Annotated in this window: 24 protein-coding genes; 11 read left to right on the top strand and 13 right to left on the bottom strand. The window is 64.5% G+C overall.

What is annotated here, in order from left to right:
- Nucleotides 1-3: 3 nt before the first annotated feature.
- From ACFTOW_RS09580 to ACFTOW_RS09545, 8 genes are all read left to right on the top strand, one after another.
- Nucleotides 4-552, top strand: a complete 549-nt coding sequence (locus ACFTOW_RS09580) for a 3-hydroxyanthranilate 3,4-dioxygenase (protein WP_379915029.1) — start codon at nucleotides 4-6, stop codon at nucleotides 550-552.
- Between the two features lie 111 nt (nucleotides 553-663).
- Entirely contained in the window at nucleotides 664-1,830 is a 1,167-nt protein-coding gene (locus ACFTOW_RS09575) for an ABC transporter substrate-binding protein (RefSeq protein WP_379915027.1), read from the top strand.
- A gap of 70 nt (nucleotides 1,831-1,900) precedes the next feature.
- Entirely contained in the window at nucleotides 1,901-2,815 is a 915-nt protein-coding gene (locus tag ACFTOW_RS09570; protein ID WP_379915025.1) for a branched-chain amino acid ABC transporter permease, read from the top strand.
- Nucleotides 2,816-2,819: 4 nt separating this feature from the next.
- Nucleotides 2,820-3,791, top strand: coding sequence for a branched-chain amino acid ABC transporter permease (locus tag ACFTOW_RS09565; protein ID WP_379915023.1), 972 nt, complete (start codon nucleotides 2,820-2,822; stop codon nucleotides 3,789-3,791).
- Nucleotides 3,788-4,537: an ABC transporter ATP-binding protein gene (locus tag ACFTOW_RS09560; protein WP_379915021.1), complete on the top strand. Its 750-nt coding sequence runs from the start codon at nucleotides 3,788-3,790 to the stop codon at nucleotides 4,535-4,537. Before ACFTOW_RS09565 ends, ACFTOW_RS09560 begins: the two co-directional genes overlap by 4 nt.
- Nucleotides 4,537-5,238 (top strand): ABC transporter ATP-binding protein, encoded by a 702-nt coding sequence (locus ACFTOW_RS09555; protein ID WP_379915019.1) that lies wholly within the window; start codon nucleotides 4,537-4,539, stop codon nucleotides 5,236-5,238. The genes ACFTOW_RS09560 and ACFTOW_RS09555 overlap by 1 nt, the downstream gene beginning before the upstream one ends.
- Entirely contained in the window at nucleotides 5,225-6,028 is an 804-nt protein-coding gene (locus ACFTOW_RS09550) for an aspartate dehydrogenase (RefSeq protein WP_379915017.1), read from the top strand. Before ACFTOW_RS09555 ends, ACFTOW_RS09550 begins: the two co-directional genes overlap by 14 nt.
- The gene (locus tag ACFTOW_RS09545; protein WP_379915015.1) at nucleotides 6,025-6,897 is read left to right on the top strand and encodes an alpha/beta hydrolase; all 873 of its coding nucleotides are present in this window, start codon (nucleotides 6,025-6,027) and stop codon (nucleotides 6,895-6,897) included. Before ACFTOW_RS09550 ends, ACFTOW_RS09545 begins: the two co-directional genes overlap by 4 nt.
- A gap of 60 nt (nucleotides 6,898-6,957) precedes the next feature.
- On the opposite strand, the gene hpaH is transcribed toward ACFTOW_RS09545, so the two are convergent.
- The 6 genes from hpaH to ACFTOW_RS09515 form a co-directional block, all read right to left on the bottom strand.
- Nucleotides 6,958-7,758 carry a 2-oxo-hept-4-ene-1,7-dioate hydratase gene (gene hpaH, locus ACFTOW_RS09540; protein WP_379915013.1) on the bottom strand — a complete coding sequence of 267 codons (801 nt, stop codon included), beginning with the start codon at nucleotides 7,756-7,758 and terminating at the stop codon, nucleotides 6,958-6,960.
- Nucleotides 7,755-8,615: a fumarylacetoacetate hydrolase family protein gene (locus ACFTOW_RS09535; RefSeq protein WP_379915011.1), complete on the bottom strand. Its 861-nt coding sequence runs from the start codon at nucleotides 8,613-8,615 to the stop codon at nucleotides 7,755-7,757. The genes hpaH and ACFTOW_RS09535 overlap by 4 nt, the downstream gene beginning before the upstream one ends.
- A 2-nt stretch (nucleotides 8,616-8,617) precedes the next feature.
- Complete coding sequence (locus ACFTOW_RS09530; protein ID WP_379915009.1) at nucleotides 8,618-8,935, bottom strand: cupin domain-containing protein; 318 nt, start codon at nucleotides 8,933-8,935, stop codon at nucleotides 8,618-8,620.
- A gap of 11 nt (nucleotides 8,936-8,946) precedes the next feature.
- Complete coding sequence (hpaD, locus tag ACFTOW_RS09525; protein ID WP_379915007.1) at nucleotides 8,947-9,927, bottom strand: 3,4-dihydroxyphenylacetate 2,3-dioxygenase; 981 nt, start codon at nucleotides 9,925-9,927, stop codon at nucleotides 8,947-8,949.
- 102 nt (nucleotides 9,928-10,029) lie between these two features.
- Nucleotides 10,030-11,541, bottom strand: coding sequence for a 5-carboxymethyl-2-hydroxymuconate semialdehyde dehydrogenase (gene hpaE / locus ACFTOW_RS09520; protein ID WP_379915005.1), 1,512 nt, complete (start codon nucleotides 11,539-11,541; stop codon nucleotides 10,030-10,032).
- 3 nt (nucleotides 11,542-11,544) lie between these two features.
- Nucleotides 11,545-11,940 carry a 5-carboxymethyl-2-hydroxymuconate isomerase gene (locus ACFTOW_RS09515; RefSeq protein ID WP_379915003.1) on the bottom strand — a complete coding sequence of 132 codons (396 nt, stop codon included), beginning with the start codon at nucleotides 11,938-11,940 and terminating at the stop codon, nucleotides 11,545-11,547.
- Between the two features lie 101 nt (nucleotides 11,941-12,041).
- Between ACFTOW_RS09515 and hpaR the strand changes: the two genes are divergently transcribed.
- Nucleotides 12,042-12,491, top strand: a complete 450-nt coding sequence (gene hpaR / locus ACFTOW_RS09510) for a homoprotocatechuate degradation operon regulator HpaR (RefSeq protein ID WP_379915001.1) — start codon at nucleotides 12,042-12,044, stop codon at nucleotides 12,489-12,491.
- Here the strand turns inward: hpaR and ACFTOW_RS09505 are convergent.
- The 7 genes from ACFTOW_RS09505 to ACFTOW_RS09475 are packed head-to-tail and all read right to left on the bottom strand — an operon-like array spanning nucleotide 12,488 to nucleotide 20,467.
- A complete protein-coding gene (locus ACFTOW_RS09505; protein WP_379914999.1) occupies nucleotides 12,488-13,732 on the bottom strand; it encodes a Tm-1-like ATP-binding domain-containing protein in 1,245 nt (414 codons plus the stop codon). The two genes, hpaR and ACFTOW_RS09505, sit on opposite strands and share 4 nt — an antisense overlap.
- On the bottom strand, nucleotides 13,729-14,676 hold the full coding sequence (locus ACFTOW_RS09500) for a phosphotransferase (RefSeq protein ID WP_379914997.1): 948 nt from the start codon (nucleotides 14,674-14,676) through the stop codon (nucleotides 13,729-13,731). Before ACFTOW_RS09500 ends, ACFTOW_RS09505 begins: the two co-directional genes overlap by 4 nt.
- Nucleotides 14,673-15,971 (bottom strand): aspartate aminotransferase family protein, encoded by a 1,299-nt coding sequence (locus tag ACFTOW_RS09495; protein ID WP_379914995.1) that lies wholly within the window; start codon nucleotides 15,969-15,971, stop codon nucleotides 14,673-14,675. The genes ACFTOW_RS09500 and ACFTOW_RS09495 overlap by 4 nt, the downstream gene beginning before the upstream one ends.
- Nucleotides 15,956-17,422, bottom strand: coding sequence for an aldehyde dehydrogenase family protein (locus ACFTOW_RS09490; RefSeq protein WP_379915181.1), 1,467 nt, complete (start codon nucleotides 17,420-17,422; stop codon nucleotides 15,956-15,958). Before ACFTOW_RS09490 ends, ACFTOW_RS09495 begins: the two co-directional genes overlap by 16 nt.
- Nucleotides 17,305-18,924: a tripartite tricarboxylate transporter permease gene (locus ACFTOW_RS09485; protein ID WP_379914993.1), complete on the bottom strand. Its 1,620-nt coding sequence runs from the start codon at nucleotides 18,922-18,924 to the stop codon at nucleotides 17,305-17,307. The genes ACFTOW_RS09490 and ACFTOW_RS09485 overlap by 118 nt, the downstream gene beginning before the upstream one ends.
- A 10-nt stretch (nucleotides 18,925-18,934) precedes the next feature.
- On the bottom strand, nucleotides 18,935-19,465 hold the full coding sequence (locus ACFTOW_RS09480; protein ID WP_379914991.1) for a tripartite tricarboxylate transporter TctB family protein: 531 nt from the start codon (nucleotides 19,463-19,465) through the stop codon (nucleotides 18,935-18,937).
- A gap of 60 nt (nucleotides 19,466-19,525) precedes the next feature.
- Complete coding sequence (locus tag ACFTOW_RS09475; RefSeq protein ID WP_379914989.1) at nucleotides 19,526-20,467, bottom strand: tripartite tricarboxylate transporter substrate-binding protein; 942 nt, start codon at nucleotides 20,465-20,467, stop codon at nucleotides 19,526-19,528.
- Nucleotides 20,468-20,627: 160 nt separating this feature from the next.
- Between ACFTOW_RS09475 and ACFTOW_RS09470 the strand changes: the two genes are divergently transcribed.
- Both ACFTOW_RS09470 and ACFTOW_RS09465 read left to right on the top strand, forming a co-directional pair.
- On the top strand, nucleotides 20,628-21,455 hold the full coding sequence (locus ACFTOW_RS09470; RefSeq protein WP_379914987.1) for an IclR family transcriptional regulator: 828 nt from the start codon (nucleotides 20,628-20,630) through the stop codon (nucleotides 21,453-21,455).
- Entirely contained in the window at nucleotides 21,452-22,804 is a 1,353-nt protein-coding gene (locus ACFTOW_RS09465; protein ID WP_379914985.1) for an aspartate aminotransferase family protein, read from the top strand. Before ACFTOW_RS09470 ends, ACFTOW_RS09465 begins: the two co-directional genes overlap by 4 nt.
- Nucleotides 22,805-22,819 lie beyond the last annotated feature (15 nt).

Raw genomic sequence — 22,819 nt, 5'->3', positions numbered from 1 at the left:
CCGATGGCCCGTCTGGCTGCGTTCAATTTCAGGAAATGGATCGACGAGCATCAGCATCTGCTGAAGCCGCCGGTTGGCAACAAGATGGTGTTCGAGGACAGCGACATGATGGTCACGGTTGTCGGTGGCCCGAACAAGCGCACCGATTACCACGACGATCCGGTCGAAGAGTTCTTCTACCAGCTCAAGGGTGACATGCTGCTCAAGCTGCATGACACGGAAACCGGCGATTTCTACGACGTGCCGATCCGCGAGGGCGATGTGTTTCTGCTGCCCGCGCATATGCGCCACAGCCCGCAGCGCCCGCAGGAAGGCTCGGTCGGGCTGGTGATCGAACCCAAACGCCCCGAGGGCGCGCTGGATGCGATCGAATGGTATTGTTTTGAGTGCAACGCGCGGGTGCACCGGGCCGAGGTTGATCTGGTGTCTATCGTCGACGACCTCCCGCCGATCTATCAGGCGTTCTATGCCGACGAGGACGCGCGGACCTGTCCCAACTGCGGCACGATGCATCCGGGCAAGGAACCGCCCGAAGGCTGGGTGCAACTGTAAGAGATATTTCAGGCTTGAAGTTTCCGCTGGATTTTTTAGGCTTGAAATAAATAACGGGGATTCGTCCCTGATAATCAGGCCGCAAAAGGCCATACCAACCGGGAGTAAATGATGAAACTGACCAAGATGATAACGGCAAGTGTGCTTGCCAGCTTTGCCATCGCCGCACCGGCCGTGGCGCAAGAGGCCGTTAAGATCGGCGTGATCACCACCCTGTCGGGGCCTGCGGGCTATCTGGGGCAGGACGTGCGCGACGGCCTTCAATTGGCCATCGACATGGAAGGCGGCAGCCTGGGCGGCGTGCCGGTCGAGCTGGTGGTCGAGGATGACGGGCTCAAGCCCGGCAATGGCCGCCAGATCGCCGACAAGTTCATGAACGACGAAGGCATGAAGCTGCTGACCGGCATCATCTTTTCCAACGTGGCCGGCGCAACCGTGCCCGAGATCGTGGAAAACGGGGCGATCTACATCAGCCCCAACGCCGGGCCGTCGAACCTGGCCGGTGAGGGCTGCCACGAGAATTACTTTGTCGTAAGCTGGCAGAACGACGCCCTGCACGAGGCAGCAGGCGCTGCTGCGAAAAAGCTGGGCTATACCAACGCGATGGCGCTGGCCCCCAACTATCAGGCGGGCAAGGACGCGGTCGAAGGGTTCAAGCGTACCTTCGAGGGTGAAGTCAGCGAGATCTTCACCCAACTGGGCCAGACCGATTACTCGGCCGAGATGGCGCAGATCCGCGCCGCCGACCCCGAGGTGGTGTTCCAGTTCCACCCCGGCGGCATGGGCATCGCCTTTTTGCGGCAGTACAGCCAGGCGGGTCTTCAGGGGAATATCCCCATGGTTCTGTCCGAGCCGTCGACCGATGCCGTGGTCCTGAATGCCGTGGGTGACGCGGCCATCGGCATCACCGCCACCGCGCATTGGAACCGCGATTTCGACAACGAGTCGAACAAGGCCTTTGTCGCCGCCTGGGACGAGAAATACGACCATCCGATCACCTACTACGCCAGCCAGGGCTATGACACCGGGCTGCTGATCGCCTCGGCGCTGCGCGAAACCGGCGGCGTGGATGACATCGACGCCCTGCGCGAAGCCGTGCGCAAGGCCGATTTTGACTCGGTACGCGGCGAGTTCAAGTTCGGCCCCAACCAGCACCCGGTGCACAACTGGTACCAGCTGGACATCGTCGCCGGTGAAGACGGCAAGCCGGTCGCCGTGACCAAGGAAGTCCTGCTGGAAAACTACGGCGACGCCTACGCCGAACAGTGCCAGATGTAAGCCACGCGGCCCCGGCGGCACACGCCGGGGCCTGACGCTTTCAACCCATCCCAACAGGCAGGAGGCAGGCATGATCCTGTTCCTCGAGCAGCTTCTGAACGGGCTGCAATACGGTGTCATGCTGTTTCTTCTGGCCGCCGGTCTGACCCTGATCTTTGGTATCATGGGGGTTATCAACCTGGCCCATGGCTCGCTTTACATGATAGGGGCGTTCGGCGGCACTTGGGTCGCCACGCAGACCGGCAGTTTCTGGATCGGCTTGCCCGCCGCGCTGGTCATCGCGGGGCTGTTCGGATTCCTGATTGAAACCACGGTGGTGCGAAAACTATATGCCCGCGACCATCTGGATCAGGTTCTGGCGACATTCGCGCTGATCCTGATCTTCAACCAGATGATCGTGCTGACCTTTGGTCGCCAGCCGATCTTTACCCCGCTGCCTGCCGGGCTGTCGGGGTCGATCGAGCTGCTGCCGGGGCTGTTCTATCCACCCTACCGGCTGCTGATCATCGCCACGGGTCTGCTGGTGGCCGTGGGTCTGTACTTCCTGATCAACCGCACCCGCGTCGGCATGCTGGTGCGGGCGGGTTCGACCAACCGCGACATGGTGCGCGCGCTGGGGGTGGATGTGCGGCTGCTCTATACCATCGTGTTTGGCCTTGGCGCGCTGCTGGCCGGGCTGGCCGGCTACATGACCGGGCCGATCCTGGCGGTGCAGGTCGGCATGGGCGAGGAAATCCTGCTGGCCACCTTCGTCGTCGTGGTGATCGGCGGTGTCGGGTCGATCAAGGGGGCGTTCGTGGCGGGCATCGGTCTGGGTGTCGTGGACACGATGCTGCGCGCCTATCTGCCCACCATCCTGCGCGGGTTCATGGCCCCGTCCGAGGCCGACGCCATCGGGTCATCGGTGTCGTCGATGGGGATTTTCCTGCTGATGGCGATTGTTCTTCTGATCCGGCCCAAGGGCCTGTTCGCGGCGGGGGCCTGAGATCATGCGCAAACTGATCCTGCCCATCGTGCTGATCGCGATCTTCGCCGCGATGCCGCTGTTTGCCGATATCTTTGGCAAGAACGCCTTGCAGACCCTGTCGGCGCGCATCCTGATCTATGCGATGGCAGCGGCCAGCCTGAACCTGATCCTTGGCTTTGGCGGCATGGTGTCGTTCGGCCATGCGGCGTTCTTCGGGGTGGGCGCCTATGCCGTGGGCATCCTGTCGCATCACGCGGCCAGCGAAGTCGCCATATTCGGCGTCTTTCCCGGCTCTACCCAGTTGCTGATCACCCTGCCGGTGGCGATGCTGATCGCGGGCTTTGCCGCGCTTTTGATCGGCGCGCTTTCGCTGCGCACCGGCGGCGTGCAGTTCATCATGATCACGCTGGCCTTTGCGCAGATGATCTTTTTCCTGTTTGTGTCGCTGACCACCTATGGCGGCGAGGACGGCATCATCATGCGCCGTGCCAACACGCTGCCGGGCCTGAACATGCGCGACAAGCTGACGGTCTATTACGTGATCCTTGCCGTGGCGGTGATCTATTTTGCACTGATGTGGCGGGTCATCCATTCATCCTTCGGCCAGATCCTGAAAGGCATCCGCCAGAACGAACGCCGGATGGAGGCGATGGGCATCGCCACCTATCGCTACAAGCTTTACGCCTTTGTGCTGGCGGGCATGGGCGCGGGGCTGGCCGGGGCGCTGATGGCGAACTTCCTGCGGTTTGCCAGCCCCGACATGATGCACTGGACCAAGTCGGGCGAACTGATCATCATGGTGATCCTGGGCGGGCTTGGCACCTTCTTTGGGCCTATCCTTGGCGCGGCGGCCTTCATGATCCTTGAATTCTATCTGGCCGACTGGACCGAGCACTGGCAGCTTGGGCTGGGGATCATCCTGCTGCTGGTGGTGCTGTTCACCAAGGGCGGCATCCTTGGCCTGATCGAGCGTCTGAAAGGGGGCCGTGGATGACCGAGATCCTGCGCATCGAAGGGTTGCAGAAACGCTTTGGCGGGCTGGTGGCCACCGACAACGTGTCGCTGGACGTGCACACCGGCGAAATCCACGCCCTGATCGGACCGAACGGGGCGGGCAAATCGACGCTGATCAACCAGCTGTGCGGCGAGCTGCGGCAGGATGCGGGCATGATCCATCTGGCCGGCCGCGACATCAGCCACATGGCCGCGCCCGACCGGGTCGATCTGGGGCTGGGCCGCACCTTTCAGATGACCTGCCTGCTGGAGGATTTCACCGTGCGCGAAAACGTGGGTCTGGCCGTGCAGGCCCGCGACGGCGGCAATTTCCGGGTGTTTGACCGCATCATGGGCCGCGCATCCGTGTGGGAGGAAACCGACCACCTGCTGCAAGGCAGCCTGCTGTCCGAACGCCCGGATGACATCGTGGCCGACCTGAGCCATGGCGAAAAAAAGCAGCTTGAACTGATCATGGCGCTGGCGACCCAGCCGCGCCTGTTGCTGCTGGACGAGCCGATGGCAGGGTTGGGCCATGTCGAAAGCCAGCAGATGATCGAGACGTTGAAAGCCCTGCGCGGCGAATTGTCGATCCTGCTGGTCGAACATGACATGGATGCGGTGTTTGCGCTGGCCGACCGGATTTCGGTGCTGGTCTACGGCCAGATCATCATGACCGGCACCGCCGATCAGGTGCGTGGCGACCCGCGTGTGCGCGAGGCCTACCTTGGAACGGAGGACGCCTGATGCTGACGGTTGACGGATTGCAGGCGGGATATGGCCGGGCGCAGGTGCTGTTCGACGTGTCGTTGCAGGTCAACGACGGCGAGCTTGTCACCCTGATGGGGCGCAACGGGATGGGCAAGACCACGACCGTGCGCAGTATCATGGGCCTGCTGGGGCCGAGGGCCGGGCGCATCGTGTTCGACGGCAACGATATCCACGGCGCTGCCCCGGAAAAGGTGGCGCGGCTGGGCGCGGGTCTGGTGCCCGAGGGGCGGCAGGTGTTTCCCACCCTGACCGTGCGCGAAAACCTGATCGCCACGGCAGGCAACCGGCTGAAACGCAGTGATCCCTGGACGCTGGACAAGGTCTATGCCCTGTTCCCGCGCATGCAGGAGCGTGCGAACCAGATGGCGGGCACCCTGTCGGGTGGCGAGCAGCAGATGCTGGCAGTGGGCCGCGCGCTGATGACCAACCCCAAGCTGCTTATCCTGGACGAGGCGACCGAAGGTCTGGCCCCGGTGATCCGGACCGAAATCTGGCACGTGGTCGAGCAGCTCAAGGCGCAGGGCCAGTCGATCCTGCTGATCGACAAGAACATCAACGTGCTCAAACGGTTGGCGGACAGGCACTACATCCTTGAAAAGGGCAACGTGGTCTGGACAGGATCGGGGGCCGATCTGGACCGCGATGCCGAGCGTGTGCATGGCTATGTCGGCGTCTGAGGACATCGCCCTGATCGGCTGGGGCGCGATCTCGGGTCAGGTGGCACAAATGCTTGCCGACCGCGCAGCACCCGTGCGGATCGTGGCGGTGGGCGTGCGCGACGCATCGCGCGCGCGCGATGTGCCGGACGGGGCCAAGGTGATCGACGACCCGGATGCGCTGGCAGGCACGGGCGCCACGCTGGTGGTCGAGGCGGCGGGCCGGGCCAGCGTAGATCCGTGGGGCAGCGCCGCGCTGGAGATGGGGGCGGATTTCGTGGTCTCGTCCACCTCGGCCTTCGTGGATGACGCGGTGCTGGCACGGTTGCGCGGGTTGGCGCAGGCCAATGGCGCGCGCATCCTAATCCCGCCGGGGGCCCTTGGCGGCGTGGATGCCCTGTCGGCTGCGGCGCGGATGGGGTTGGACAGCGTCACGCATATCGTGACCAAACCCGCCGCCGCATGGGCGGGCACGGCGGCAGAAGGGCTGTGCGATCTGCATGGGCTGACAACGCCTTGCACTTTCTTCGAAGGCACCGCGCGGGCGGCGGCGGACGCGTTTCCGCAGAATGCCAACGTGGCCGTGATATCCTCGCTCGCCGGTCTGGGGCTGGACCGGACCCGCGTGGCGCTGGTGGCCGATCCCGGGGCTGCGCATAACACGCACAGGATCGAAGCGGCTGGTACGTTCGGCCGGATGCTGGTGGAACTTGAGAATCATCCCCTGCCGGGCAATCCCAAGTCCAGCGCGATGACCGCGCTGAACCTTGTGCGGCTGATTGAGAACCGCGTGTCCGGGCTTGTCATATGACATTCGACGCCCATTTGGACGCCGCACTGATCGAGGCGGATTACGACGCGCGGGCAACTGTTTCGGGGGATCGGTTCGACGCGATCATCGCGGAGTATTTTCGGTTTTCCGATCAGGCGGCGGCGCTGTTCATGGAAGCCGAGGGCGTGGTCTATGATCCCTGTGGCGAGCGGCTAGACATTCTGGGCGATGGGGGCACCGGGCGACCGGCGGTGATCTTCATCCATGGCGGATACTGGCGCGCGCTGTCGCGGCAGCATTCGAGGTTCATGGCTCCGATGCTGGCCGCGCAGGGTGTCGCGACGGTGGTGCCCGACTACACGCTGGCCCCGCAGGCCAGCCTGCCCGAGATCACCCGCCAGATGCGTGCGGCGCTGGCCCATGTCTGGCACAATGCCGATGGCCTGGGGATCGACCGGACGCGCATCTTTGCCGTGGGCAGTTCGGCGGGCGGGCATCTGGCGGCCTGTCTGGCAAGTGGTGGCTGGCAGGGCGGGTTTGACCTGCCACAGCAGGCCTTGGCGGGGTGCATGCCGATCAGCGGGCTGTTCGATCTGGCCCCGGTCGCGCGGGCCGCGCCGCAGGCGTGGCTGAACCTGAATGCGCAGGACATCCACGACACCAGCCCGCTGCGCCATATCCCGGCGCAGGGCTGCCCGATGGTTGTCGCGCTGGCCGAGAAAGAGGCGGCGGGCTTTGCTCGTCAATGCCGTGCCTATGCCGACGGGTGGCAAGCGGCAGGGCATCCGGTGGATCACATGGTGATCGAGGGGCGCAATCATTTCGACGTGGTGCTGGACCTGTGCAGCGACCAGCGCGATCTGTCGCGCGCGCTTTTGCGGATGATCGATGCCAGTGGCGGTTTGTAGGCACGCAAAGAGTTTTCGTGAAAACTCTTTGCAAAATCCTTTGAAAGGATTTTGCGCGGATCAGGCAAAATGGATGCCAACCGCACCGAAAGCGCCGAAATCTGCCCGGATCTGCGCACCCGGCGGGCATTCCACGGGCCGGATGGAGGAGCCAGACAGGATCACCTGCCCGGCCTCGATCCGCGCGCCATACTGTTCCATTCGGCGGGCCAGCCAGACCACGCCCTGCACCGGATCGTTCAGTACGCCTGCGCCCAGACCGGTTTCCTCGACCTCGCCATTCCGGCTGACGATGGCCCCGACCCACCGCAGGTCATGATCGGTCACGGCGTGGCGCTGCAGGCCCAGAACGATGCCTGCATTGGCGGCATTGTCGCTGATCGTATCCACGATCACGCGGGCCTGTCCTGTGGTCGGATCGGCGCGCAACACGCGGGTGTCCAGGATCTCGATCGCGGGGGCCACGTAATCCGTGGCGGCGATCACATCGTCGCGGGTGATGGTGCCGCCGGTTAGCGGGGCTTTCATGACAAAGGCGATTTCGGCCTCGATCCTTGGCTGGATGAACCGGCCTGCGGGCACGGTGGCCCCGTCCGCAAAGGCCATGTCATCCATAAGCACGCCGCTGTCGGGTGTGTCGATGTTCAGCGCGTATTGCATCGCCTTGGAGGTCAGGCCGATCTTCCAGCCGATCACGCGATGTCCCGCCTGTTGCCGCCGTTCTATCAGCGCGGCCTGCACGGCATAGGCCTGGTCCATCGTCATGCCCGGGTAGGTGGCCGACAACAGTGGGCATTGCATCCCGGTCTGTTCGGCCTGCCACAGGGTTTCTGCGGCTTGCTGAATGTCCAGCGGTGTCATGTCTCGTCCTCGACCGTGTTGCGCAGGGTACCAATGCCGGTGGCCGACACCTCGACCACGTCGCCGGGCACCAGATAGCTCGGCGGATCGAACCGCGCGCCTGCCCCTGTGGGTGTGCCGGTGATGATGATGTCGCCCGGCACCAGCGTGGTGAAGGTGCTGATATAGGCGATCTGCTGGCGGATCGGGAACATCATGCGCGACAGGGTGTCGTCCTGCCGCAGCTCGCCGTTGACATGCGTGGTCAGGCGCACCTCGTCCAGTTGCGCCGCGTCGGTGAAGGGCACCAGCCAGGGGCCGATGGCACCCGAGTTGTCCCAGTTCTTGCCTTGCGTGACGTTGAATTTCGCGTGGCGCACCCAGTCGCGGATCGTGCCTTCGTTCGCGAGAGTGATGGCGGCGATGTGGTCATAGGCATCTGCGGCGTCGATGCGCCGTCCGGGTTTGCCGATGACGATGGCCACCTCGCCCTCGTAGTCCAGCGTGTGGTTTTCGGGCGGGCGGATCAGCGGGCGGTCGTGGCCGGTAAAGCTGCGCGCGAAGCGGGGAAACAGCGACATGTATTTCGGTAGGTCGCTGCCATCCTTGTACTCGGCGTTGCGGTCGGGAAAGTTCACGCCGACGCAGATGATCTTTTCCGGGTCGGGCACGGGGGGCAGATTGCGGACCTGCCCGGCCATATGGGTCGGTGCGCGGCCCGTGGCCTGGGCGGCCACCTGATCCAGCACGCCCGCAGCGATCACATGGCGCAGCGTGGGCCATTGCGGAAAATCATGCGACAGCGCGACAAAGCCATCCTCGGTGACCGCGCCATAAAGCTGGCCCTGATCGGTTTCGACGGTTGCGATGCGGTCCATGCTCATCCCTTGCGGTCCATCAGTTCGATCTCGATGAAAGAGCAGGGAAAGTCATTGCCGCTGACGACGTCATGCTCGGTTCCCAGCGGGCGGTAATAGGGCACGCCGGTCGTCAGGTCGGCGGTCATGTGCTCGCCTTCGGGCAGGTCGATCTCCAGCGTGCCGTCGAACTCGGGCACCACGACGTAATCGTGTTCGTGCCGGTGCCAGCCGGTGCGGTCACCCTTGGCCGCGAAGGACCAGCGGGTGACACGCACCCGGTCGTTCTCGATCAGGATCGTCGGTGTGGCGGTCATCTCGGGGCCGGTATCGGTGCACATGGGCGGTCCTTTCAGGGAGCGATGATGGGCTGCGCCTTGAGCGCGGATGGCTGCGGGGTGGCACCGTCAAACAGCGAGCCTTCCTCGAACCAGCTGCGCGGGGCGGGTGCACCCCACAGGGTCTGGCGCTGCGGGTCGGTCAGCGACCAGCGGATCGGTTCGAGATCGGGATCGACGGTCTGGTAGTCCGAGCAATAAATCTCGATCCGGTGGCCATCGGGGTCGCGGACATAGAGGAAAAACGCGTTGGAAATGCCGTGCCGCCCCGGCCCGCGTTCGATGTTGGCAACCCAGCCGGTGGTGGCCATCAGGTCCAGCAGATCGATGATGTTCAGCGGCGTGGGCACCCAGAACGCGGTGTGATGCAGGCGCGGGCCGGTGCCGTTGGTAAAGGCCACGTCATGCACGCCGCCCTTGCGGTGCATCCATGCGGCCCAGCATTTGCCGGTCTCGTCATCCTCGGTGTATTCCGTGACACGAAAGCCGATGTCGTTGTAGAAACCCACACTGGCATCCACATCGGCGCTGAACATGTTGAAATGGTCGATCCGCAGGGGTTTGACGCCGTTATACAGCTTGTAGTGCTGGTGGATCGGCGGCAGGCGATCCATCTTGACGTAGAACTCCAGCGGAATGCCCCAGGGATCGCGGGTGCGCAGGGTGCGGCCCTGATAGGGCCGTTCGATCCATTCGACCGGCAGATCGCGGGATGTGAAGAAATCATGGGCGCGGTCGAGGTCGGGCTCGTCATAGAGCTTGAAGCCCAGAACATCGACGGACGGCGCGTCGGCCTTGATCAGCGTGATGCAATGGTGGCCGCGCTCTTCCATGGCGCGCAGGTAGATGGTGCTGTCGTCCTCGTCCGTGACCTGCAGGCCCAGCGTATCGACGTAGAAGGCGCGCGATTTCGCCAGATCGGTCACGCGGTAATCCACATGCGACAGGCGCACGATATTGAAGGGCGGGTAGAGGGTGGGCTTGGGCACGGGCATAGCGATATCCTTTGCGTCAGGCGCAGGCTGCTTGGGACGGGTGCGAGGGGCCAGCCCCTCGCGCTCCCCGGGATATTTCTGGAGAGAGGAAACACATGGCGGTCACGTTCCCAGACGGGGGATCTTGTGCTGACCTGTGGCGAAACCGACGTGTTTTTGCTCCATGTAGAATTCGAACGACCAGTCGCCGCCATCGCGGCCGATGCCGGATGCCTTGACCCCGCCAAAGGGGGTGGGCAGGTGGCGGACATTCTCGCTGTTGACCCAGATCATGCCGGCCTCGAGGCTGTTGGTAAACCGCAGCGCGCGGGTCAGGTCGTTTGTCCAGACATAGGCGGTCAGCCCATAGGCGGTGTCATTGGCGATCTGCACCGCCTCCGCCTCGGTGGCAAAGGGGATGGCGGTCAGGACCGGGCCGAAAATCTCTTCCTGTGCGATGCGCATGTCGTTGGTGGCGTGGGTAAACAGCGTGGGGCGCACGTAATGGCCGGGCTGATTAAGCGCGCTGCCGCCTGCGGCAATGGTGGCGCCGTCCTGCCGGGCCACGTCGAAATATGAACAGACCTTGTCGAAATGCACCTTGTGGATCAGCGGCCCGACCTCGGTTTGAGGGTCCAGCGGATGGCCGAGGCGGATGGTGCTTACCCGTTCGGTCAGCCGGGCGATGAACTCGGGGGCGATGGACTGCTGCACCAGCAGGCGCGACGAGGACGTGCACCGCTCGCCGTTCAGCGAGTAGATCATGAAGATCGCGGCATCCAGCGCGCGTTCGAAATCGGCATCGTCGAACACGATCACCGGGTTCTTGCCGCCCAGTTCGAAATGCACGCGCTTGAGCGTGTCGGCCCCCTGTTTCATGATCATGCTGCCGGTCTTGCTTTCGCCGACAAAGGCGATGGCGCGGATGTCGGGGTGCTCGGTCAGGGCGCGGCCCGCATCCTCGCCCATGCCGTTGACAAGGTTCCAGACCCCGGGGGGCAGGCCGGCCTCCTCGGCGATCTCCATCAGGATGCGGGCGGTGACGGGGCTGAACTCGGCCGGTTTGTGCACCACCGTGCAGCCTGCGGCCAGCGCAGGGGCGATCTTCCAGGTGGACAGCATGAAGGGTGTGTTCCACGGCGTGATCACCCCGACCGGGCCGATGGGCAGGCGGGTTGTCACGTTCATCAGCGTGTCGGATGGCAGGTGCTGCCCGTCGCGGGCGGCAGGCGCGCGGTCGGCGAAAAAGCGAAAGTTGTCGGCCCCACGCAGCGCGGCCTTGGACATGAAGCGGATCGCCTGGCCGGTGTCCCAGCATTCGGCCAGCGCGATCTCCTCGGCCCTTGCCACGATGCCGTCGGCGATGGCGTGCAGGATCTTTTTCCGCTGGGTCGCGGGCAGGTCGCGCCACGCGGGAAAGGCCGCCTTGGCCGCCTTGGCTGCGGCGTCGATGTCTGCCGCGCCCGACTTGGCCACGTCGCAGATATGGCTTTCATCCACGGGCGAGTGGTTGGCAAAGGTCGCGCCGGATCGCGCAGCGCAATCCTGCCCGGCGATGCGGTTCATCACGCCGGTTTCGCGCAGGCGGTCAAGGATCGGGGCCAGCGTGGCAAGGTTGGCGTGCAGATCGGACATGGATCAGCCTTTCAGGTCATCGGGCAGGTGGTCGCGGATGGTGCCGGTCTTGGGCGAAAGCTCCGGGTCGATATCGCGCATCTCGAACGACAGGGCGAGCGGGCGCTGCGCCATGATTGGGGCCAGAAACTCGCGCGCGGCGTCGAAAATCAGCGCCGTGGCGTGTTTGCGTGTTTCCAGATCGCGCCCCGCCCGCAGGCGCAGCGAGATGTCGATATAGCCGTGATCGGGGTTGCCGTCGGCGATGCTGACATGGGTGGCGGCAAAGGCGCGCACGCGCACACCCGCAAGGGGCAGAGCGCCTGTGTCGATCGCCGTGCGCCGCAGAAGGTCGCACAGGGCGGCCATGTCGACCGCCTGCTCCAGATTGGCCGAATAGTCCACGGTGACGTGGGGCATCGGACGACTCCTTCCTTTTCCATTAACATGTTAAATATATTATGGCGGCTGCGTCAAGCCTGCATGTTGCGCGGGGATGCGAAAAGGGGCAAAGGGACGCAATGACTCGTATCCAAGCGCCAGAAACCAACCGATCCCTGCCGATTGCACTGCTGCGCGCGCGGGAAAAGGTGATGGGACCGATCCGTGACATGCTGGCCGATGTCGGCGTGACTGAGCAGCAATGGCGCGTGTTGCGCGTGCTGGACGAGCGCGGCCCGCTGGACCCGACCGAGATTGCCGACCGGTCCTGCCTGCTGCTGCCCAGCCTGACGCGGATATTGCAGACGCTGGATGGCAAGGGGCTGGTCAGCCGTGCGCCACACCCCACCGACCGGCGCAAGCAGGTGGTCACGATCACCGATGCCGGGCGGCACCTGATCGCCGAGAACCTGGTGGAAAGCCAGCGGCTGAATGCCTGGCTGCGCGACAGTTTCGGTCAGGACAAGCTGGACACCCTGCTGGACCTGCTGAACGAGCTGGACGCGCTGGACCGTCCCGGCGGGCGTTAACCTGCGCCCTTGGGCACCACGCCCTGCGCCACCCATTCGTCGAACACTTCAAGCACTGCCTCGGCAAAGGCCTCGTCGTTGATGTGACAGCCCAGAACGCGCAGGTCGGTGGTGTCAGGTATGGCCCTTGCCATGGCCTGATTGAACGCGGCCAGCCCGTCTGCATCGTGCAGCGGCGCGCCGGGCCGATCCCATTCGTTGCCGCCGCCCTTGGGCAGGATGAACACCGACGGGCCAGTGGCCTGCGCCAGCTTGTCGCCCAGAACCTGCGCGATCTCGTGCCGCTCATCCGTGGTCAGGATGACCGAGGTGAGCAGGCGGTTGTGCGCATGTGTGGGGCGGCCCGACAGGCGCTCGGGGATCGGGTGCCAGCCGATCAGATCGACCAGATCGTAACAGGCCGAGGAGGTGATCTGCGGGATGCCGCGCCGTCCGGCGTTGGTCATCCGGTCAGGCCCGGCGGAGATGCCCGAACCCATGTGATGGTTCGTCACCTCCTGCGTGGCGAAATCCATCACGCAGGCAAAGGCCCCCTGCGCCGCAAGGCTTTCGAACGCCCGCCCGCCCATGCCGGTGGCGTGAAACACCGCCACCTCGTAGCCGCGCCGTTCAAGTTCGGGCTTGAGCGTGACCATGTAGTGCAGGATCGTCTTGCCAAAGCTGGTCATGCCGATCAGCGGTCGGTCACGCTTGGGCGGCTCGACCGCGCGGGCGGCCCCCAGAACGGCGCCCGCCGCCTGGCTCAGCGAGGATTTGCAGACCGAGTTCAGCCCATAGAGCCCCCCGGCCCACAGGATCATCTGGATGTCGGCGGCCAGACGCTCGGGCGGCAGCATGGCGGAAAAGCTGACGGTCGAGACGACGTATTTCGGCACGCCCAGCGGCAGGGCGGCGCAGACATCCAGCGCAAGATCGGTGCCCATCGTGCCCCCCAGCGCGATCACGCCGTCGATCCAGCCTGCCTGATACAGCTCCAGCGTCCTGGCGGCAGCCCCCTGCGCCATGATCTGCATGGCGTGGTTTTCATCGCCACTGTCGATGGCGTCCTGAATGGTATGCCCGCCCGCCTGCGCCACATCGTGCTTGGACACATCGACGGGGGATTTCGGGTCGCCCAGCACGCTGACATCCATCGACATCACCCCACCGCCCTGCGCGCGGATGCGGTCGGCCAGATAGGACAGTTCGTCATCCTTGGTGTCATAGGTGCCGACGATCAGGATGGTCTTGTCAGGGGTCATTTCGGGCCTCCGTTCAGATATGTTTCGGCCAGCGGCACGGCGGTGGCGATGGCGCGGGCGGATCGCGCCGCGCCGCAGGGTTCGTGCCGTCGCGGGATGATCCAGCCGGGATAGGTCAGCGCGCGCAGGGTCAGAAACAGGTCGAGCGTTTTGGTGTCGATACGGCGGCGTATTGAATAGCCCTCCAGCAGCGCCGCGCGGATCTCGGCATGGTCCGGTGCATCGACAAAGCGCATCAGGAACGTCGCCAGTTCGAAATCGCGGAAGCCCCAGCCGCCATCGTCGAAATCGATCAGATAGAGGGCGTTGCCGTCGCGCATGATGTTCTCGGTGATCACGTCGGCGTGGATCAGACCATGGTCAAGCTCGCTTTCTATGCCTGCCAGATGGGCCTTGGCCTGCGCGCGGGCGGCCTCGAACAGGGCGCGCTGATCCGGGGTCAGGTCGGGATGCTCCCAGAACCGGCCCCAGAGCGGGTCATCGCCCAGCAATCCGGCGCGATCCCATGAAGGTCGGGTGAAGCCGGGCGGAGGCGTCCAGCCATCGGACAGGTCGTGCATCTGCGCCAGCAGGCGGCCCAGCCGGTGCGCCAGCGCGGGCCGGTCGGTGACACCGTCCATCGCCCCCTGCGCGCCCAGCGGTTGCCCCGGCAGCCACGTCAGCATGTCCACCAGCGTATCGCCCAAAAGCACGGTCATCTGCCCATCGGGCAGCGGCACCGGGCGGGGGACAGCCATTCCGCCATGTTCCAGCGCGGCCATCCAATGCAGTTCCGACTCCAGCTCGGCCGCGCTGCGATAGCCGGGGCGGTGCAGGCGCAGGGCATATGTGCCGCTGTCAGCCTCGACGCGGTAAACCACGTTTTCGCGCCGCGCGGCCAGCGTGACGCCGCCCGGATCAAAGCCCCACAACCGGGCCGCCTGTTGCGCGCGCTCGTCGCTCATTGCAGCGGCGTTTCCGTCAGCACCGCATCCAGCGTCTCGATCACCTGATCGACATTGGTGCGGCTGAACACCATGGGCGGGCGCATCTTCAGGATGTTGCCGTGCCGCCCGAGGAAATTCAGCAGCACACCGCGCTGGCGCATCCCGTTGGCGACCCGTTTGGTAAAGGCGGTGGCCGGTTCCCTGGTCGCGCGGTCCAGCACCATTTCCGCGCCAAAGAACAGCCCCGAGCCGCGCACATCGCCGATGCAGTCGTGACGTTTGGCCAGGTCCCGCAACCCGGCCTTGGCATAGGCGCCGACATCGGCGGCATTGGCCTGCAACCCGTCGTCCTGCACCACCTTCAGCGTTGCCATGGCCGCCGCGCAGGACACGGGGTTGCCGCCAAAGGTGTTGAAGTAGCGGAAATTGTTGCGGAATTCATACATCGTCTCGCGCGGGGCGATCACGGCGGCAACCGGATGGCCATTGGCCATGGGCTTGCCGATGGTGATGATGTCGGGGGTGAACCCGATCTTTTCATAGCCCCAGAAATGGCTGCCCAGACGGCCAAAGCCCGGCTGCACCTCGTCCGCGATGATCACGCCACCGGCGCGGTGCACCACCTCGACCGTTGGGTCGAGCCAGCCCTCGGGCAGGTCGGGGAAGCCTTCGTTGGCAAAGTACGGGCACAGCATCAGGGTGGAAAACCCGACCCCCTTTTCCTCCAGCACGGCAATCTGTTTTTCCACCTCGGCGGCAAAGGCGCGGGCATGGGCCATGCCGCCCTCGCCCCCCAGCGGGCGATAGCTGTCGGGGGCGGGCACGAAACCTACGTTGTCCCAGTATCCCCCCGGCGGCGGGTTGGACCGCGACAGTTGATGCACCGCCGTCGTGTTGCCGTGATAGGTATGATCGGTGGCGATCACCCCGGTCTTGCCCGTCAGCGCCTGCGCCATGCGCAGCGCCACGTCATTCGCCTCGGACCCGGTGCAGCACATCAGCGCGGTGTCGAACTTTGGCGCAACGGTCGCGGTCAGGGCCTCGACATAGTCCAGTATCCCCTCGTGAAGATAGCGGGTGTGGGTGTTCAGCGTGCCCGCCTGATCGCAGATTGCCTGCACCACCGCCGGGTGGCAATGGCCCACGTGCGGTACGTTGTTGTAGCAATCCAGGTACTCGCGCCCGTCGGCATCCCACAGGTGCACGCCCAGACCCCGCACCAGATGCACGGGCTCGTCATAGAAGGTGGACATGTTCGGGCCCAGCAGGCGGGCGCGGCGGTCTTGCAATGTTTCGGTCACAGTTGGATCCATGCGGTTTTGAGGTCGAAATACTTGTCGAAGGCGTGCAGCGATTTGTCGTGGCCATTGCCCGATTGCCTGACGCCACCAAGGGGCACGGTGTTGTCCGACCCGCCATAGGTGTTCACATGCACCACACCGGCGCGGATGCCCGCCACCATGCGATGCGCCCGGCCAAGGTTGCCCGTCCAGACCCCCGCCGCAAGCCCGTAATCGGTGGCATTGGCCAGTTCGACCGCCTGTTCCTCGGTATCAAAGGCGGTGACGGCCAGCACCGGGCCGAACACCTCTTGCTGGAACACGCGGTCGCCCTGCGCAACATCGGTGATGATCGTCGGCGCCATGTAATAGCCGCCGGTTTCGGCCAGGATGCGGTTGCCGCCCAGGGCGATGGTATTGCCCTGCGCCAGTGCGTCGTTGATGAACCCCAGGTTGCCCTGCAATTGCGCGTCCGAGTTGATGGCGCCGATATGCATGTCCAGCGACAGCGGATCGCCCACGCGCAGCTTGCGCGCCTCGTCCGCCAGCATCTGCACGAACTCGTCATGGATGGAACGCTCCACCAGCAGGCGCGATCCGGCCACGCAGACCTGCCCGGAGTTGCGAAAGATGCCCATCGTGCTGACCTTTGCCGCCTTGGCCAGATCGGGCGCATCGGCAAAGACGACGTTGGGCGATTTCCCCCCCAGCTCCAGATAGACGCGCTTGAGGTTCGACGCGGCGGAGTATTGCAACAGCCGCCGACCCACAGCCCCCGAGCCGGTGAAGACCAGCACATCCACGTCCGGCGACAGCGCCAGCGCCTCGCCGGTCACTGCCCCCGGTCCCGTGACCACGTTCAGAACGCCGGGGGGCAATCCGCAGTCCAGACTGATCTGCGCCAGCCGCAGCAGCGACAGCGATGCAGTCTCGGCCGGTTTCAGCACCACGGAATTGCCCGCCGCCAGCGCGGGGGCCAGTTTCCACGCGCCGATCATCAGCGGAAAGTTCCACGGCACGATGGCCCCCACGACACCCACGGGTTCGCGGTGGACAAGGCCCAACACATCGGGCGCGGTCGGGGCGATCTCGCCATACAGCTTGTCCAGCGCCTCGGCGTAATAGCGGAAGGTGCCCGCCGCCGATCCGGCCTCGGCCTTGAGCGCCATGTTGAATTCGGTTCCGTTGTCGCGCACGCCCAGAACGGTCAGGTCCAGCGCCTGCGCCTCGATTGCGTCGGCGATAGCGTGCAGCACCTTCTTGCGCGCGGCAGGGACCATGCGCGACCAGCGGCCATCGTCAAAGGCGCGGCGCGCGGCGGCACAGGCGCGCGCCACATCGTCGGCCCCGGCCTGTTCGATCGTGGTCAGTTGCGATCCGTCGATGGGCGAGAGGACATCGAGCGGCGCGCCCGAACCACCTTGCCACGTTCCGTCAACAAGGAGTTTCTGCGCCGCGACAGGTGCGCGCCGAAGGTCGTCGATGCGTGTTTGGTCAACCATTTTTCTTGCCTCAACTCTTGCCGGTCCAACCAGACGCGGCGGAAATGCAGGATAAGAACGCCCAGGATCATCACGAACAGGATCATGGAAATCGGGCGTTCAATGAAATCGAGCGGGGTTTTGACGCGGGCCATGCCGGCGCGCAGCTTGACCTCCATGATCCCGCCCAGAACCATGCCAAGGATGATCGGTACGGCGGGCAGCGACAGCCGTTTCAGGACAAACCCCAGCAACCCGAACACCGCCGCAAGGATGCAGTTGGTGGCGGAATTGCGCAGCGAGTAGACGCCGACGAACGACAGGGTCAGGATGCAGACGCCCAGAAAACGATTGGGGATCTTCACCACCTTGATCAACTGGTTGGTGGCGAACAGCAGGAATATCATCACCAGCACGTTCAGGATCAGCAGCGCCAGATACAGCGCCACGACAAACGGCATGTCATTCTGGAACAGTTGCGGCCCCGGCACCACGTTATGCACATAGAACACAGACAGCATCATCGCTGTCAGCGCCTCGCCGGGGATACCCAGCGCCAGAAGCGGCACCATCGCGGCGGCGGGCACGGCGTTGTTGGATGCCTCGGCGGCGATCAGCCCCTCGCTTGATCCATGGCCGAAATCCTCGGGGCGTTTGGATGATTTCTGCGCATAGGTGTAGGACAGGAATTGCGCGGTGAACTCGCCCACGCCGGGGATCATGCCCATCACCGTGCCAAAGCTGGCCGAGGCGGCGGCCACGCGCGGATGGCGCGACAACTCGCGCAGGCCCTGGAACAGGCTGCCGCTGAGTTTGGTGATGCGGGTTTTCTCGTCATCCCCTTGCAGCAGGATGAACGCCTGGCTCAGCGCGAACAGCCCCAGCACCACCACGATCAGGTCGATGCCCGAGGACAGGAAGGACTGATCGAAGGTGTAGCGTTTGGAATACTTGACTGCCTCCAGCCCCACGGTGTTCAGGAAGATGCCGAAACACGCCAGCGCCGCCGCGATCAGCGCCTGCCCGCGATGGGCGACGATCACAAGGATGATGCCCAGCAACGCGGCCAGAAAGATCTCGCGCGATCCGAACATGGGCGCGATCCGGGCCAGAACCGGGGCGAACAGGATCAGGCAGATGACCGAGAACACGCCGCCAAAGAATGACGCGGAATAGGCCAGAGACAGCGCGCGCCGCGCCTCGCCCCTGCTGGTCATGGGAAAGCCGTCATAGGTGGTCAGCGCGTTGACCGCCGTGCCGGGCGTGTTGATCAGGATCGCCGGGATCGCGCCGCCATACATGGAACTGCCGTAGATGCCCAAAAGCACGGTCAGCCCCACGATGGGGTCCATGCTGAACGTCGCGGGCAACAGGATGGCGATGGCCACCGCCGGCCCCACGCCCGGGATCGCCCCGATCAGAACCCCGCCGACCGAGCCCACCATCAACGCCAGAACAACGTCCCAGCGGGCAAGGATTTCCAGACTGGCAAGGATCAGGTCCATCAGCGCACTTTCAGAAATTCACGATGAAGAACGCGCGCAACGCGCCGGGCAGGTATTCATAGATCATGCCGCCGGGGATACGGACCTGAAGGAATGTCTTGAACACCATCACGACCGCTACGCCGAACGCCACGCCAAGCCACAGGAACCATGGCCTGCGATAGCCCATGCGCCACATCATCGCGGGCACAAAGGCCATCGTGACCGGCAGATAGCCAAGCACCGGCACCAGCATGACATAGCCCATGAACCACAGCGCGTATTCCAGCGGTTGCGCCCAGATTTTCGCCTCGGTCACATCGGTGCGGCGGATGCGGCGGCGGGGCAGGCGCCAGAAATGCAGCGCGCCGAACAGCACCATGCCGCCCAGGGCCACGGCGGGCCAGAACCGGGGTTGGGCAAAGAACGCGGTGCGTGCGGCCCAGGTTGTCTGCGTGCCGATCTGCGACAGCAACAGCAGGGACAGGACCAGAAAGGCGATGGCGAAGATCACCTGACCTTGCAGGCGTCCGACCCATCGGCGTTCTTCGGGGGTGCTCATCTGCGGGCGACCTTTGGGGTGGCAAAGGGCCGGGCACAAGGCCTGGCCCGGTGGTCTGGATCACTCAAGCAGCGATTCGATGCGTCCGACGGTTTCGATGTCCGTGGCGATCCGCTCGGCGCTGTCCTCGGGCCCCTGCCAATAGACCTGCGCGCCGGTTTCGCGGGCAACGGCCTGTGCGCGGTCGCTCATCACGGTCTTTTCGGCCACGGCGATGATCTTTTCGCGCACGTCCTGCGGCGTGTCCTTGTGCACGAACAGCCCGTTCCACAGCGCGATGTTCAGGCTCGGGTCAACCTCGCCCGTCGTGGGCGCATCGGGCACCAGCGGGATGCGCTCGTCGGTGATGGATACCAGCACCTTGATGTCGTCAAGGCAGGGCAGCACCAGTTGCAGGGTGGTGTTGATGACATCGGCATCACCCGACGCCAGCGTGTTGCAATCCAGCGCGTCAAAGGCCGCGTCGCTGCCCCATTCAAACCCCTTGTTGACCGCCAGTGCCTTTGTCACCTGCGTCGGCGTCAGCGGATCGCCAAAATGGCCAAGCGCGATATCGTTGTCCTGCGCATAGGCGGCCAGCTCGTCGATGGTGGAATAGGGTGCATCGGCGCTGGTGGCGATGACGAACGGATAGGTCAGAAAGATGCCCAGCGGGTCGAATTTCGCAGGCGTCAGATCGTCGATACCCAGTTTGTGACCCACCACCGGCACGCCGATCACGAATGACCCGATGGTGTAGCCATCGGCAGGAGCATTCGCCACCTCGATCGCGCCGGGGAAGGGGCCACCGCCACCGCCGGGCTTGTTCACCACGGCGGCCGAGACGCCGTATTCGTTCTGGAAATCCTCGGCGATCATGCGGGTGATCACGTCTTCCAGATCGCCGGGCGGGAAGGGCACGACAAAGCTGACGGGCTTTTTGGGGTAATCGGCCAGCGCGGCCCCGGCCAGCGCGGCCATCGCGACGGCCAGCGTGCCGCCAAGAAGATGTGTTGGTTTCATGGTACTCTCCCTGTTTATCGTTGCTGGTTCATTATTTGAACCGATGGTTCTGATTTACATTGACAGACGGTGCGACTTTCTGTCAACAATTTTGAAAGGGTCGGGCGGTGTGCTTGAGCCCGCGCCGCAAATTTCATCATCCGGGATCTTCTGCCGCCTCATGGGAACCGTTGCCAAAGCCTTGTCATTGCTGACCTATTTCAGCCGCGCGCGGCCCCTGATCGGGTTGAGCGACATGGCGCGTCTGTCGGGGCTGAACAAGGCCACCACCCATCGCTTGCTGTCCGAACTGGAATCCGCCGGATTCGTCGAGCAGGTGGCGGCAGGGCGCGAATACCGGCTTGGTGCGGTCTATCTGCGGCTGGCGGCCTTGCGCGAACAGGCGGTGCCGATGCGCGATCTGGCCGCCGGAGTGCTGGCCGATCTGAGCGTCGAGACCTGCGAGACCGCGCATTTCTCGATCCTGCAGGGCGATCTTCTGGTGGCCACGGCCCATGCCTACAGCCCGGTGCATGGCACGCGGGTGACGATGGATGACGCGCAATACCTGACCCTGCATGCCACCAGTTCGGGCCTTGCGGTGCTGGCCTATGCCCAAGCGGGCTTGGTCGATGCGGTTCTGGCCGCGCCGCTGGAGGCGCGCACGCCGGAAACCATCACCGACCCGGTGCAGATCAGGGCGGTTCTGGCCGACATCCGCGTGCATGGCGTGGCCGAATCCATCAGCGGGTTCGAGCAGGATGTCCATTCGCACGCCGCCCCCATCTTTGACGCGCACGGGGCGCCGCTTGGCGCAATGGCCGTGGCGGCCCCGGTCGCACGCATGACACCCGACCTGCGCGCGACCATCCGGGCGCGCGTGCACGCCGCGGCCCTGCGCCTGACGCGGGCGCTGGGGGGCTTTCCGCCGCCCGGCTACCCCACACCCAAATTCACCGACACACCGGCAGACACCCCCCTGCCGCAACATGAGGAGACGACCCCATGAAGGACGGCAATTTCCTGAAGGAACACAACGCGCGTTCCATGTGGCACCCGATGGCGCATCCGGCCGACAGCCTGAAGAACCCGCCCACCATCGTGACCGGCGCGCAGGGCGTGCGCATCACCGATGTGGACGGGCACGAGGTTGTGGATGGCGTCGGCGGCCTGTGGAACGTGAACCTTGGATTTTCCTGCCAGCCGATCAAGGACGCGATCACCGCGCAGCTTGACCGGCTGCCCTATTACTCGACCTTCCGGGGCACGACGAATGACTGCGTGATCGAGTTGTCCGAAGAGCTGCGCGATTTCTTTGCGCCAGACGGACTGACGCGGGCGTTCTATACTTCGGGCGGCAGCGACAGCGTGGAAACCGCGCTGCGGCTTGCCCGCCAGTATCACAAGATCCGGGGCGAGGCCGGGCGGGTCAAGTTCCTGAGCCTGAAAAAGGGCTATCACGGCACGCATATCGGTGGCGCCTCGGTCAACGGAAACGCCAATTTCCGCACGCAGTACGAGCCGCTGTTGCCCGGCTGCTTCCAGATCCCTGCCCCCTATACCTATCGCAACCCGTTCAACGAATCCGATCCTGAAAGACTGGCGCAGCTTTGCCTTGCTGCGCTGGAGGACGAAATCGCCTTTCAGGGCGCGGGCACCATCGCGGCCTTCATCATGGAACCCGTGCTGGGCGCCGGTGGCGTGATCCCGCCGCATCCCAGTTTCATGCCCGGCGTGCGCGACATCTGTTCGCGCAACGGCATCCTGCTGATCGCGGACGAGGTGATCACCGCCTTTGGCCGCACCGGAAGCTGGACCGGCAGCCGCCACTGGGGCGTGCAGCCTGATTTTTCCTGCACTGCCAAGGCCATCACCAACGGCTATTTCCCTTTCGGGGCCGTGATGATCGCGGAACAGGTCGCACAGGTGTTCGAACAGGACGAAACCGGTCGCGCGGCCATCGGCCATGGCTATACCTATTCCGGGCATCCAGTGGGGGCGGCAGCGGCGCTGGCCTGTCTGGCGGAAACAAAACGACTGGACGTGCCCGCCAATGCGGCGGCGCGCGGGGCCGAGCTGTTTGCCGGGTTGCAGAACTTGGCCCGGACCCATGATGTGATCGGGGATGTGCGCGGCGGTCACGGGCTGATGTGCGCGCTGGAGCTGGTCAGCGATCGCGATACCAAGGCGCCCGTCGACAAGGGCATCATCAACCGCGTGCAAGAGGTGGCGTATCAGTCGGGCGCGATGGTTCGTGTGTCGGGGCCCAACATCATCCTGTCGCCGCCTCTGGTGCTGACGGCGGATGACGTGCAGGTGATCCTGTCGTCGCTGGATGCGGGGTTTGCCGCCGTGTGACCTGTCAAAAGGCTG

The organism is Lacimonas salitolerans (assembly GCF_042677865.1).
GTDB lineage: Bacteria > Pseudomonadota > Alphaproteobacteria > Rhodobacterales > Rhodobacteraceae > Lutimaribacter > Lutimaribacter salitolerans.
Note: the sequence above shows the minus strand (reverse complement) of the source record. Positions and strands in the feature narration are given on the sequence as shown.